The 12,226-nt window shown below is 61.2% G+C and carries 10 protein-coding genes and 2 pseudogenes; 6 read left to right on the top strand and 6 right to left on the bottom strand.

Annotation, left to right across the window (positions count from 1 at the left end; translation table 11 throughout):
• The 5 genes and pseudogenes from DFS13_RS40660 to DFS13_RS37400 form a co-directional block, all read right to left on the bottom strand.
• Positions 1-233, bottom strand: a 233-nt coding sequence (locus DFS13_RS40660) for a hypothetical protein (RefSeq protein ID WP_146610050.1), incomplete at its 3' end; no start/stop codon positions are given.
• Between the two features lie 201 nt (positions 234-434).
• Positions 435-1,499 (bottom strand): HD domain-containing phosphohydrolase, encoded by a 1,065-nt coding sequence (locus DFS13_RS37415; protein ID WP_012431273.1) that lies wholly within the window; start codon positions 1,497-1,499, stop codon positions 435-437.
• Positions 1,483-3,456: an ATP-binding protein gene (locus tag DFS13_RS37410; RefSeq protein ID WP_012431272.1), complete on the bottom strand. Its 1,974-nt coding sequence runs from the start codon at positions 3,454-3,456 to the stop codon at positions 1,483-1,485. Before DFS13_RS37410 ends, DFS13_RS37415 begins: the two co-directional genes overlap by 17 nt.
• A 139-nt stretch (positions 3,457-3,595) precedes the next feature.
• Positions 3,596-5,737, bottom strand: coding sequence for a bifunctional diguanylate cyclase/phosphodiesterase (locus DFS13_RS37405; protein ID WP_012431271.1), 2,142 nt, complete (start codon positions 5,735-5,737; stop codon positions 3,596-3,598).
• A gap of 805 nt (positions 5,738-6,542) precedes the next feature.
• Positions 6,543-6,743 (bottom strand): annotated as a pseudogene (locus DFS13_RS37400) (transposase domain-containing protein); the annotation flags it as partial.
• Here DFS13_RS37400 and DFS13_RS37395 point away from each other — a divergent pair.
• The 6 genes and pseudogenes from DFS13_RS37395 to DFS13_RS37375 form a co-directional block, all read left to right on the top strand.
• Positions 6,732-6,911: pseudogene (locus DFS13_RS37395) on the top strand (transposase domain-containing protein); the annotation flags it as partial. The pseudogenes DFS13_RS37400 and DFS13_RS37395 overlap by 12 nt on opposite strands.
• 197 nt (positions 6,912-7,108) lie before the next feature.
• Positions 7,109-8,005: an NRAMP family divalent metal transporter gene (locus tag DFS13_RS37390; protein ID WP_021161997.1), complete on the top strand. Its 897-nt coding sequence runs from the start codon at positions 7,109-7,111 to the stop codon at positions 8,003-8,005.
• Between the two features lie 421 nt (positions 8,006-8,426).
• Positions 8,427-9,167, top strand: coding sequence for a 3-ketoacyl-ACP reductase (locus DFS13_RS37385; RefSeq protein WP_012431270.1), 741 nt, complete (start codon positions 8,427-8,429; stop codon positions 9,165-9,167).
• A gap of 321 nt (positions 9,168-9,488) precedes the next feature.
• Complete coding sequence (locus tag DFS13_RS37380) at positions 9,489-9,839, top strand: SET domain-containing protein (protein WP_306415732.1); 351 nt, start codon at positions 9,489-9,491, stop codon at positions 9,837-9,839.
• Between the two features lie 95 nt (positions 9,840-9,934).
• The gene (locus DFS13_RS41035; RefSeq protein ID WP_049868851.1) at positions 9,935-10,297 is read left to right on the top strand and encodes a DUF3331 domain-containing protein; all 363 of its coding nucleotides are present in this window, start codon (positions 9,935-9,937) and stop codon (positions 10,295-10,297) included.
• A 625-nt stretch (positions 10,298-10,922) separates the two neighbouring features.
• Positions 10,923-11,354, top strand: a complete 432-nt coding sequence (locus tag DFS13_RS37375; protein ID WP_012431268.1) for a hypothetical protein — start codon at positions 10,923-10,925, stop codon at positions 11,352-11,354.
• Between the two features lie 75 nt (positions 11,355-11,429).
• Here DFS13_RS37375 and DFS13_RS37370 read toward each other — a convergent pair whose 3' ends face one another.
• On the bottom strand, positions 11,430-12,221 hold the full coding sequence (locus DFS13_RS37370) for a DNA adenine methylase (RefSeq protein ID WP_012431267.1): 792 nt from the start codon (positions 12,219-12,221) through the stop codon (positions 11,430-11,432).
• Positions 12,222-12,226 lie beyond the last annotated feature (5 nt).

Below are 12,226 nucleotides of genomic sequence, written 5' to 3'. Positions count from 1 at the left end.
TGAATTGAGCGCCGATTCGCTTCGTCATCCAGAAAATTTGAAGCCATCTCGCCTGCAACTTCGGAAGTTGGTCCATTGATCAGCGTTTCCCTAGGAATTTCTCGCCTTCGCAGGTAAGGATGGATTGTGTAGCGACTTCTAATCCGAATTTCCACGGAGCGGATCGTCGGCGTCAGCCAGCCGGGGGCGGGCCGGGTTAAAGGGTTTGCAGTGCGCGGCAGACCGAAGTCCATGATCAAACCATGAGAATTGTTACGTGTCAGGATTTGCCCGTCCGGCAGACGAAGCAACGCGTACCGGTCTATCGGCAGCGAACGGTCTCCGGTTGATGCCCGGGGTCCTGTCTTGACAATCTTTAACGTTTCACCGGACGCGCACGCCTGTCGGGGGCATTGGCCGCGGGTTGCCAGTGCCCGCGCCTGATTGCAGCCCTGTCACGGGGCAACGGAATCGGAATAGCTTTCCTGGATGGCCAGAATATCGTCCAGCGCCTTCATGAACACCTCGACCACGGTCGGGTCGAAATGACTGCCCGAATGGTCGCGAATGTAGGCAACGGCTTCGTCGCGCGGCCACGCCGGCTTGTACGGGCGAGCCGAAACGAGCGCATCGAACACGTCGGCCACGCCCACGATGCGTGCGGCCTGCGGAATGGCCTCGCCCGCGAGACCCTGGGGATAGCCGCTGCCATCCCATTTCTCATGGTGCGCCAGAGCGATCTGACGCGCCATGGTCATCAACGCCGAGTCGTCGCCGCCCAGCAGTTCGGCTCCGATGGCCGGATGCTGCTGCATGATCTTCCACTCCCCGGCGTCCAGTTTTCCGGGCTTGAGCAGGACCGCGTCAGGAATGCCGATCTTGCCGATATCATGCATCGGGCTGGCGTGCAGCATCAATTCGACGTCGGCTTCGCTCCAGCCGAGATGGCGGGCCAGCAGCGCGGCAGTATGGCTCATGCGCAGGATATGGCGGCCGGTCTCGTTATCCCGGTACTCGGCGGCGCGGCCGAGACGGCGCACCATCTGCAGCCGGGTTTCGAGCAGTTCGCGGGTGCGGGCCTGAACCCGCTTTTCGAGCACGTCGTTATGCTCGTGCATCAGGCGGTGGGCAAGGTGGGCGTCGAGCAGATTGCGCACGCGCATCAGGAGCTCGCTGCGGTCGAACGGTTTGCCGACGAAATCCCGCGCCCCCGCCGCCAGCGCCTTGAGCAGCCTTTCGCGGCCGTGCTCCGCCGTCAGCACGACGATGGGCGGCAGCAGCGGGTCGTCCAATGCCTTGAGCTGGGCCATGACCTGATAGCCGTCGAGATGCGGCATGTTGATATCCAGCAGGATCAGGTCGGGGCGAATTTCCTGATAGGCACGCAAAACCTGGCGTGGGTCCTGCACACAGGTCAGACGAAAATAGCCCTCGCTGCCGAGCAGCTTTTCCAGCAGCTTGAGATTGGCTGGCTCGTCGTCAACGACAAGAATGTGCGCGTCATCATGTTTGAGCGTCATTGCTGCGTTTCTCCATCACGCCCGGCAGATGGGCATCAATGCTGGCGAGGAAACGCCCGATGTCGAGAGGCTTGGTCAGGTAATCGGCGAAGCCTGCGGCGATGCCCCGTTCGATGTCGCGGGGCATGGCGTTGGCCGACACCGCGATCACGGGCACATGCCGCAGCTGGAGGTGTGACTTGAATACCTCCAGCACCTGGTAGCCGTCCATGTCGGGCAGGTTGATGTCCAGCAGGATCAGGTCAGGTTGATGCGAAAGCGCGAACTCGATGCCCATCTCGGGCGCGTACATGGTGACCAGACGGATGTGGCGTAGCTTGTCCAGAATCTGGGTGACCAGTTTGAGATTGACCGGGTTGTCATCGATGTACAGGATGTAATGCTCACCCTGCCTTGCCGTCACTGGCGCAACACCGGAATCATTGGCCAGCAGGGACAGCGGCGCCGGTTGCGACGACAGCTGTGCCAGAGGTAGTTCCACCCAGAAGCGGCTGCCTTTGCCGGGCTCGCTTTCAACACCGATCCGTCCGCCCATCGCTTCGGTCAGTTTGCGGGTGATAACGAGGCCGATGCCGGTCCCTTCGACCGAAGCGTGGTCTGCGCCCAGCCGGCTGAAAGGCTGGAACAGTTCGCCCAGGCGTTCGGCGCAAATGCCCGCCCCGGTGTCGGCAACGGCGATGCGCAGCCGCGAGCCATCGGGCTCGACTATGACGCGGACCTCGCCCGAGGGATGGTTGTACTTGATGCCATTGGACAACAGGTTCAGCACGATCTGCTTCAGGCGCTGGTTGTCGGCACATGCGGCAGCACGTTCGGGTATCTCCAGGTGCAGGTCGATCTCCCGGCTCGTCGCCAGCGGCTGCACGAGCTGTGCGCAGTCCCGGATGAGCGTCGACACATCCACCGTCTCCAGCGAGAGGGTCGTTTTGCCGGACTCGATGCTGGCCAGATCGAGCACTTCATTGATGAGGCCCAGCAGATGGTGCCCCGCCTTGAGGATTTCTGCGATGCTGTCGAGCTGGTCCGTGCTCAACCCGTCATCCATCTCCAGTATCTGCGCGAACCCCAGGATGGCATTAAGCGGGGTGCGCAGTTCATGGCTCATGCTGGAGAGGAACTCGGACTTCGCATGACAGGCCCGTTCGGCCTCGGCCTTGGCCAGCTTCAGGGCCTGTTCGGATTCCTTCTGTCGCGTGATGTCGAGGATGGTGGTCAGCCGCAGTTCGCGCCCGCCGAACCTCTGGTCGCGCCCGCGAACGATGGCCGGGAAGGTGGTGCCGTCCCTGCGCAGCATTTCCGATTCATAGGTTTCGGCCCAACGTTCCTCGATCAGTTGCCGGGCCATGGGAACGACCCTCGGGCTGGTGTAATCGAGCACCGGGTGGCCGATGGCTTCTTCGCGCCGGCAGCGAAACAGTTCGAGCCAGCGGTCGCTTACGTCGACGATGATCCCGTCGGCACACACCACGACGCCTTCCTCGACGTTATCGAGAAAGAAGCGAAAACGCGCCTCGCCTTCGCCCAGGGTCTCGCAGGGCATCGGAGCAGCGCGCGGACCCGCGCGGCGGAGCGGCATCCTCGAACGCAAGCCGTCAATGAGTGCCCCCCACTGATCCTCCAACGTCGGTACAGGGAGGAAGTGGTCGACACCCAGGTCGAGCAGGTTGAGGCTTTCATCGAAGGCAACCGGTGTATCGGTGAGCGCGATCCAGGCGCCGACCGCGCGGCCATACGCCGAAAGCCGCTCACGTTGTGGCGCCGCCAGTTCTCTCATCCAGGACGAGGGCGTGAGCAGCACGTCGGCTTCGCACGGCGGCTGCGGTAGTTGCTCCAGCGAACGGACAGGCAAAAGGCCGCGCGCGGCCAGATGCCGTTCGACCGTCTCTGGCAGAGTGACGTCGCGAGCCTGAGCTAACAGGGTCCTGCTCTCCGTACGAACGGCCGGATGATTGATCATCGATTTTTCGCGCGAAAGGGGTTGGATAACGGGGAAAAACGCGGCGCCATTGTCCTCCCTGGTGTAATGCTGCTATCCAGGACTTCGTCCCGGCGGTTCTTCTGGTGTCGCGATCCGTAATTGCATCAGGGTCATTTCTTTACGTCGTGCTGTCCAGTGTCTGCCCGTGTTCGGCTCCCGGACTCTTCCCGTTGTCGATACCCTCTGCGTCCCCTTTCCCAGGCACCGAATGGGCGACACGCGTATCGACAAGCCTGATGCGGCCAGTGCCGACGATCTCCGCCAGCGCAGCCGGGCGGCCGAACAGGAAGCCCTGCGCTTCGTCGCAACCTTCCTCGGTCAACAGCGCGAGCTGGCTTTGCGTCTCGATCCCTTCTGCCAGTACGGGGATGCCCAGGCTTTTGCCCAGCGCCAGCACGGCCCGGATGATGGCCCGGTCCTGGGGACTGGCTTCCGCCTCGCTGAAGAACGACTGGTCGAGCTTGATCCGGTCGAAGGGAAATGAGCGCAGCGTGTCGAGCGACGAATAGCCGGTACCGAAATCGTCCAGCGCGATGCTCACACCCAGTTCCTTGAGTTGCCGCAGCGTGCGCAGCGAGCGGCCGCGGTCCGCGAAGATGGTCGATTCGGTCAGTTCCAGCTGCAGGCGTTGCGCTGGCAGACCGGTTTCGCCCAGCACGCCGGCGACGAGCTGCGTCAGGTTCGCATGCGCGAACTGGACGGCCGATACGTTGACCGCAACCGGATATGGCGGGTCCCAGGAGATGGCCATCGCACAGGCCTGACGCAGCACCCATTCCCCGATCTCGAGGATAAGACCGTTCTCCTCGGCAAGCGGAATGAACGTCGCGGGTGGAATCGGTCCCTGTACCGGATGCCGCCAGCGCAGCAACGCCTCGTAACCCCGCGTTTCGCCCGTCACCAGCGACGTTTGCACCTGGTAGTGGATGCTGAGCTGGGTGGCTGCCAGCGCGCCGCGCAAATCCGAGGCGAGGTTGCGCCGCGCCCGCACCATTTCGTCCATCGCCGGCTCGTAAAAGCAGACGGACCGCGTCATACTGGTCTTTGCGCGATACATCGCCAGGTCTGCGTTGTTGATGAGAACCGGCTTGCTGGTCGCATCGTCGGGATAGATCGCCACGCCGAAACTCCCTCCCGTGACGACTTCGTATTCATCGAGCCTGACGGGCTTGTACAGGGCTGCTTCGAGGCGGCCCAGAAAATCCTCCAGCCCGGCCTCGGCCGTCACCTCCCCCGTCATCCGGCAGATCGCGGCGAATTCATCTCCGCCGATACGCGCGACAAATTCGTTTTCGCGCAGCAGGCCCGTCATGCGCCGCGCGAGGATGCGCAGCACTTCGTCGCCGGCGTGATGGCCGCGCAGGTCGTTGACTTCCTTGAACCGGTTCAGGTCAATGCCGATGAGTGCCAGTCTCGTGCCTGCCTCGCGCGCCAGCACAATTTCAAGATCCAGGCGCTCGTTGAAACTGCCCCGGTTCGGCAGCCCCGTCAGCAGGTCACTCAGTGCCATCCTGCGCAGATGCTCGAGTGATTCGGCCCGCACATCGCTGTCGATCAGATAGCTCACGAGCCCGGTGCAGACGATGACCAGCGACAGGCCGGCAATCGCCAGCGCAAGTGTGTGTAGTGCCGCCAGGTCGGAGAATGCCCCTGGGACAACCAGCGGCGTGATGCGCAGCGCTGTCATGCCGGTGAAATGCAACGTGAGGATGGCGAGCGAGAGCGTCACGGCCATGAGGTTGACCGCATGCGGCCCGGCCCGCATGGCGCAAACCAGCGCCGCCGCCGCGAACACCACGGAACATGCGACTGATGCGACCAGATACGGCACGTCCCACGAAATGATGCCTTCGATCCGCCAGGCCATCATGCCGGTGTAGTGCATCAGGGCGATCGCCACGCCAACGATCGCGCCGCCCAGTGCGGGCGCGAACCGGGTCACCCGGCTGCCGGCGAGCGCGAAGCCAAAGGTACTGCCGCCTACCGCGATCAGCAGGGACAGGACCGTCAAAAAAGGATCGAAACTGACTGGCACGCCCGCGTCGAAACCCAGCATCGCGACGAAGTGGGTGCACCAGATGGCGACGCCGGCCGAAATCGCCGTCAGGACATGCCAGCCCAGCTTCTGCATGCCGGCGGTGCCCACCGTGCGCTGGAACAGCCGGGCGGTCACCCAGGAACCCACGGCGCACAGTAACCCGGCCACGAGTACCAGCCAGACGTTGTGCTTCTCAGTAATGCATCCCAGCACTGTTACCACGACGATATATCCCCGTACCCCGCACCGCCAGTTGGCTCCTGCACGCCGCGTAATCAACCCGCACACGACGGACAGAGGTATGACTGGTTCGCGCCATCATCCATGCCGACGGGTCACGAACAGATCGTTGTCCGTATCGTGATCGCCAGCCCACGTTCCATGTGTCAAACGTTATTGCGCGCGGATTGACCATGCTTCTTCACAAGTCTTGCCAGGAATCTATGCTTTTTGACTTCCCTTCAGAAAATCCTGTATTCGGGCACCAACCGATAGTCAGCACTTCAAAAATAATCGGGCATTTAACGTCCGTCGATACCCGGGACGCACCATCGCCTCGTGATCCTTTTCCAGCTCCACTTCCTGCGTGCTTTCCGGCCAAACCATTTAAATCCATGCATTGCATATTAACGGAAGTAGGCTGAAAAACTGAACCCTGCCGATAATGATCGGATATCGCCAAACAAGATCTGACTATCCCCTGTCACCTGACGATACCTAAACTGGAGCTGGCCTTCTTGTGCACGCGGAGATATTGAGCAGTCGGCGGATCTCGGGAGAAACCGCCTACATCCGCGTTCCGGACGCCATTGCGGCCACCAGGCGGCGACTCCCGCGGCTGGCGCTGTTCCTCGCGCATGCGCGGCGGCCGGTGCTACGCTTTCAGGACTTCAGCGATACGGGTTATCCGTAAGCGACGATTCCAGCACACGGCGTGGCAGCTTGCGCGCCTTTGAAGGTCGAGCGTAGTCGCGTCGCGGCGCTCGGAATCGAGCGGCGGCGTCCGCGTGGATAGGGTGGAAGTCAGTCAGGGAGTTTTTGCTTTGGCCTGCTGCAAGCGGGCGTAATTGAATGGCAGCAGATCCGTGACGTCGGCGTCGGGCACGCGCTACGGCAACTCGGTGAGCACGTGCAGGAGATAGTCATACGGCTCGACGTCGCAGGCACGGCACGTCAGCACGAGGCTGTAGATCGTGGCACTGGCTTTTGCGCCGCCAACTGTGTCGCTGGCGCGAATGCCGCCGCCAACCTGTATTCGCTGATCGAAACGTGTAAGGCAAACAGCGTCGAACCGTACGGCTATCTCGTCGCGCTGTTCAAGGCACTCCCGCTTGCACACAGCGCCGACGACTATGAGGCCTTGTTGCCGTGGCGGGTCGCCGCCTCAACAGACTGACGCACACCCCGGCGCCGCGCGCAAGCCACGTCGTCTAATGAGCGCTTACCGTGCAAATTGGAATCGGATCCGGGTCCCCCAGTTACTCCTCGACGTAGTCTGTGGGCTGAATGTCGCGAACATATACCAAAACAGCTTGAGTCTGCCGGAAATGCCGGTGCCTTTAACAATTCCTGGCAAATACGTCTGAGGGGTACGTGCTGCTCTTCTCCGTGATCTGCGTGTGCATGCAACTGCTGCTGCAATACACCCGCTATGTCGCGGTGCTGAAGTGGTTCACGTTATCGCTCTTCGCATATTTCGCCGTACTGGCAGTGGTCCATCTTGACTGGATGCGCCTCGCGACCCGGCTCGTCATTCCCGATCTGCACTGGAACGCGGGCTACCTGACCGCGGTGGTCGCCGTGTTCGGTACCACCATCAGCCCTTATCTGTTCTTCTGGCAGTCCGAGGAGGAAGTGGAGGACATGCACGTTCATCCGAAGCGCCGGGATCTCTTCGATGCTCCACAACAGGGATCGGGCGCCCTGCATCGGATCGAAATCGACACGGTGGCGGGAATGGGGCTGTCCAATCTGGTGGCTCTGGCGATTCTCGCCACTACCGCTGCTACGCTCAACGTCGACGGCATCACGGATATCCAGACCTCTGCGCAGGCGGCGCTGGCGCTACGCCCCATTGCAGGCTCCTTCGCAGCCATCTTCTTTACCACGGGCATCGTCGGCACGGGCCTGCTCTCCGTACCGGTGCTGGCCGGTTCAACCGCCTATGCTATCGGTGAAGCCCGTAGCTGGCCGGTCGGGTTCACCCGCAAGGTTCAGGAAGCCAAAGCGTTCTATGCGACGATCGCCATCGCCACGCTGATCGGCATGATCGTCAATTTCACTTCCATCAACGCGATCAAGGCGCTCTACTGGAGCGCGGTGCTCAACGGCGTCGTCGCCGTGCCGATCATGATCGTCATGATGCTGGTCGCCTCCCGCGCAGACATCATGGGCCGCTTCGTCGTCCAGGGCCGGCTGCGGACGCTGGGCTGGCTTGCAACACTCGTCATGCTGGTCATCGCGCTGGCCATGCTCGCAACATCGTTCTGATCTGTCGCCGCGGCTATGCCGGTCCCGTCCGGCCTGATCGCCTCGTCTGGCGGGGCGGACCGCACGCGTGCCCGGTTGCCCCCAGATCAGCATTGAGATGCCTGTCGAGCGTCCTCATCGCACGCGTCTGCGGCATCGAGCTTCGCTGCGCCCGCTGCGCGCCGCCAACGTCAGGCACAGCATCCGGCGGCTTCGCCATGGCAAGGCGGGCATCCCCGAAGCAGTTCATGGAGTGGAACCGGGAGGGCACGGTTCTCCCGTTTGCAGGCCCCTCTCGCACAGCACCCTTCTACCCATAGAACGAGACCGATGCGTGCGCTTAAGGGTAATTGCGCATCGCATCAGCCGCTCGCGGTGGTCAATATTGTTTCCATCCTCCAGACAGACTTTTGTCCAACCCGACCAACACGAAGGAGGATTTATGGCAACCCGTATTGCATATGTCACGGGCGGCATGGGTGGCATCGGTACAGCAATCTGCCAGCGGCTGCACAAGGAGAACTTCACTGTTGTCGCGGGCTGCGGACCGAACTCGACGCGCCGTGCCCGATGGCTGGAGGAGCAGAAGACACTCGGCTATTCCTTCATCGCCTCCGAGGGCAACGTCGCCAACTGGGAGTCGACGGAAAAGGCCTTCAAAAAGGTCAAAAAGGAAGTTGGCGAAATCGACGTGCTGATCAATAACGCGGGCATCACGCGCGATGGCGTGTTCCGGAAAATGACCCACGAAGACTGGACTGCCGTCATCGACACCAATCTCAACAGCCTTTTCAACGTGACAAAACAGGTGATCGAAGGCATGGTCCAGCGTGGCTGGGGGCGCATCGTCAACATCTCTTCGGTGAACGGACAGAAAGGCCAGTTCGGCCAAACCAACTACTCCACGGCCAAAGCGGGCATTCACGGCTTCACCATGGCGCTGGCGCAGGAGGTCGCTGTAAAGAACGTGACGGTCAATACCGTATCGCCCGGCTACATTGGTACCGAGATGGTACGTGCAGTGCGCCCCGATGTACTTACGAAGATCGTGGAGAGCATTCCGGTGCGGCGGCTGGGCAATCCGGAAGAAATCGCATCGATCGTGGCATGGCTCGCTTCCGATGACGCCGGGTTTGCGACAGGCGCGGACTTTTCATTGAATGGCGGGCTGCATATGGGCTAGCGACCGGCGAAGCAGGCTGTCCGGCACCGGACGCAACGGTCTCTGCGTCCGGCGCTACGAGGAGTACCACCCGCAGTGCCGGACGCGATCTGCTCCGCCGCCTGGAAGCGCCCGATGCCGGGATCTGAACGGACACGGCGAGACCGTTCCGTGAAAGCCAGTGCGGGTATGCCGCGCTCCCGTTTCCGGTTCGCGCGGTCTCGCATGCCCACCTTCATCCCCCTTGCGCCGATAATTCGACGCAGGCAATCTGTACGTCAATCCTCCTTCAGACCGTCTCCCCCTTCCGTGCTGGCCACGGGTCTTACGAGTGCATCTCAAGTGTCGTCTCTGAAACGCTCCCCCGCTACGCCGAGCCGTAGCCGAATTACCGTCCGCCGCTCTTCCGTTCATGGCAAAGGCGTTTTCGCAACACGTGGCTTTCCCGTCGGCGCCCTGGTCTGTGAATACAAGGGCGAACGCATTGGGTGGGACAAGGCCATGCGCCGCCATCCCAGGGACCCGGATCACCCCGATCACACCTTCTATTTCGATGTTGGCGACGGCACGGTAATCGACGGCGGCGTCGGCGGCAACAGCGCGCGCTGGCTGAACCACTCCTGTCAGCCGAACTGCGCGACGTCCGGATTTTCATCCGTACCATCTGTGCCATCCAGCCGGGCGAAGAACTGAGCATCGATTACGCTCTCGTCGTGGAGGCGCGACATACCCGGCAGCTTCGGGAAAGGTTTGCCTGCCGATGCGGTTCGCCAGTTTGCCGCGGTACCATGCTGGCCGTACGACGACGTGCCAGGCAGAAGACAGGGATCGTCGCGCAGCTTCCTGCAGGGACGCCTGGCGATGCAACCGGGCAAACGCAGCGTACCGTGCGGGTCTTTGAACGCCCCAATGTCGACTCGCTGATTGTCGCGTGGCGCGAGGCGGGCCGCTGCTGTTACAGCGAGCAGCGCTGGGTGCGCGCGCAAGCATCGGCTGCCGGTATCTGTGCACTATCGGGCAATGCGTTCGTGGCGGGACAGATGGTCTTTAAACCACTCCACATCAATCCAGCACCGGTCAACCATGATGCGTGCATCGCCGAGTGCAGCGTTCCTCATCTCCCTGAGTTCGCGGAGGCACCGATTGACTGATGCGGAGGGAAAGTGATCGTGGACCCGCTACTCGAGCGCCGTACACGTAGACAATCCCGTACCAGTCATACGGCGGAATGGTCGAAATGGCGTGGGCAAACCCCCTGCAGAGCACCAATCTGAAGTCAGCGAACCGTTCCTTCACGCAGCCTGAAGATGTCCCAACGGCTCCGGACGGATGGTCATCGAGAATCATCTGGCCCGGATACGCAACAATCGTTCACTGCCTGCCCGGCGTCAGCTTGGAACAGGAAGTTGGCATTGGGCAAAGTTGACGCCGTGTGCGGATGTTCACTGCCTGCGAAGACATCGCGTCAACTGCGCACCCCGGATACATGTGCGCCGTCGAATCCCGTCCAGCATTGCGTCCCGAAATCGTACAGCTTGCAGTGACGCTTATCTACGCAGCGGAGCACACTCCTGAAAAGCAGCAGAGAACTGTTGCATTACGGATATGCGGTCCTGTCAGAAAATAGTCACCCCTTCCCGCCCCTCTGCTGACCTGAGTCCGTTGCATTCGTCAGTCAAACGTCTATATTTGACAGATGAAACTTCGCTCCGGTCCGGACCTCGTGTGCTGACGGGAGTGGTCTGATGCAGCACTCCGAGCCCAAAGGAGCGAATCATGACGGGTTGGCTGAAACTCGCGTTAATCGTCGCTATCGTCGTTGGTGTTGCGAAGGGCATCCAGTTGTTCAACCGGCATTGCCGACGTCGTTTCGGACACACCTTTTTTACGACGCGTGGGTTCTGGATCGCAGCCATTGCCATCAATCTGCTCTGGTGGGGTTTCTACTTCTGGGGGACTGCATACATCCACCATACGACAATGTCGGACGGAATCGTTTTGATGCTGTTCGGGGTCGCTGTGGTGACATGGCTTCTCTACGAAAACATTCGAGACACAGATCTCATTCACGGCATCGGTGGTTCGACCCTGCAGTTGGTGCTGTTTCTTCCCCTCGCACTCTATAGCTTCCCTTTGTTGATACTCGGCATGGTCTTCATACTCGTCGCCTCGTACAAGGCTGGCCCCGCGTTGCTCATTGACCGCTGAGGCCAAAGCGGGTGCGTTGCTGAATTGAAGTAGGGCCGAGGTATTTCAAAAGTTCAGGTAGTCGCCCGGCCGACATCAGAAGAGTCCCACAGGGTCCTTCGCCCTGTCCCAGCTATAGATGATCAGCTCGCCGCGCAAGGCGGTGTTGGCCGGTCCTCCGACCGTATATTGCAGTTCGACGCGCTCCCGTTGAAATCCTGCAAACAGGTCGTGGAATGCCACGTGATCATTGAGCGTGAGGATTGCCCGTCCCTGCAGTTCCTTTAGCACTGCCGCGATTCGTTCATACTCGCTGAACTCGAATGGCACGCCATAGCCCTCCGTTTCCAGGTATGGCGGGTCGAGATAGAAGAACGTATGCGGCCGGTCGTAGCGCGTCATGCATGTCTGCCAGTCCAGCTTTTCGATATAGGCACCCGACAGTCGAAGGTGGGCTGCGGACAGTGTTTCTTCAAGACGCAGAAGATTCAGCCCAGGCGGCGAGGTCGTCGCCGTGCCGAACGTTCGCCCGTCAACACGGCCGCCAAAGCAATTCTGCTGCAGATAGTAGAACCGTGCCGCGCGCTGGATATCCGTGAGCGTTTCCGGCCGCGTGTCCTGCAGCCATCTGAACACCTGGCGGCTCGTCAACGCCCATTTAAACTGCCTCACGAACTCTTCGAGGTGGTGCTGCACCACGCGATACAGATTCACGAGCTCGTCGTTCACGTCATTCAACACCTCTACCTCGGCGGGCGGGCGCATGAAGAACAGCGCCGCAGCGCCAGCAAACACCTCAACGTAACAGGTATGCGGCGGGAAGCGCGGAATAAGCACGTCCGCGAGCCGCCGTTTGCCACCTATCCACGGAATGATCGGCATCGCCATGACAC

This window comes from Burkholderia sp. 28_3 (assembly GCF_003253915.1).
Classification (GTDB): Bacteria; Pseudomonadota; Gammaproteobacteria; order Burkholderiales; family Burkholderiaceae; genus Burkholderia; species Burkholderia cenocepacia.
Note: the sequence above shows the minus strand (reverse complement) of the source record. Positions and strands in the feature narration are given on the sequence as shown.

Excerpts from the sequence above, each read along its gene's own strand:
- DFS13_RS37415 (WP_012431273.1), bottom strand. The coding sequence starts at position 1,499 with ATGACGCTCAAACATGATGACGCGCACATTCTTGTCGTTGACGACGAG.
- DFS13_RS37410 (WP_012431272.1), bottom strand. The coding sequence starts at position 3,456 with ATGATCAATCATCCGGCCGTTCGTACGGAGAGCAGGACCCTGTTAGCT.
- DFS13_RS37385 (WP_012431270.1), top strand. The coding sequence starts at position 8,427 with ATGGCAACCCGTATTGCATATGTCACGGGCGGCATGGGTGGCATCGGT.
- DFS13_RS41035 (WP_049868851.1), top strand. The coding sequence starts at position 9,935 with ATGCTGGCCGTACGACGACGTGCCAGGCAGAAGACAGGGATCGTCGCG.
- DFS13_RS37375 (WP_012431268.1), top strand. The coding sequence starts at position 10,923 with ATGACGGGTTGGCTGAAACTCGCGTTAATCGTCGCTATCGTCGTTGGT.
- DFS13_RS37370 (WP_012431267.1), bottom strand. The coding sequence starts at position 12,221 with ATGGCGATGCCGATCATTCCGTGGATAGGTGGCAAACGGCGGCTCGCG.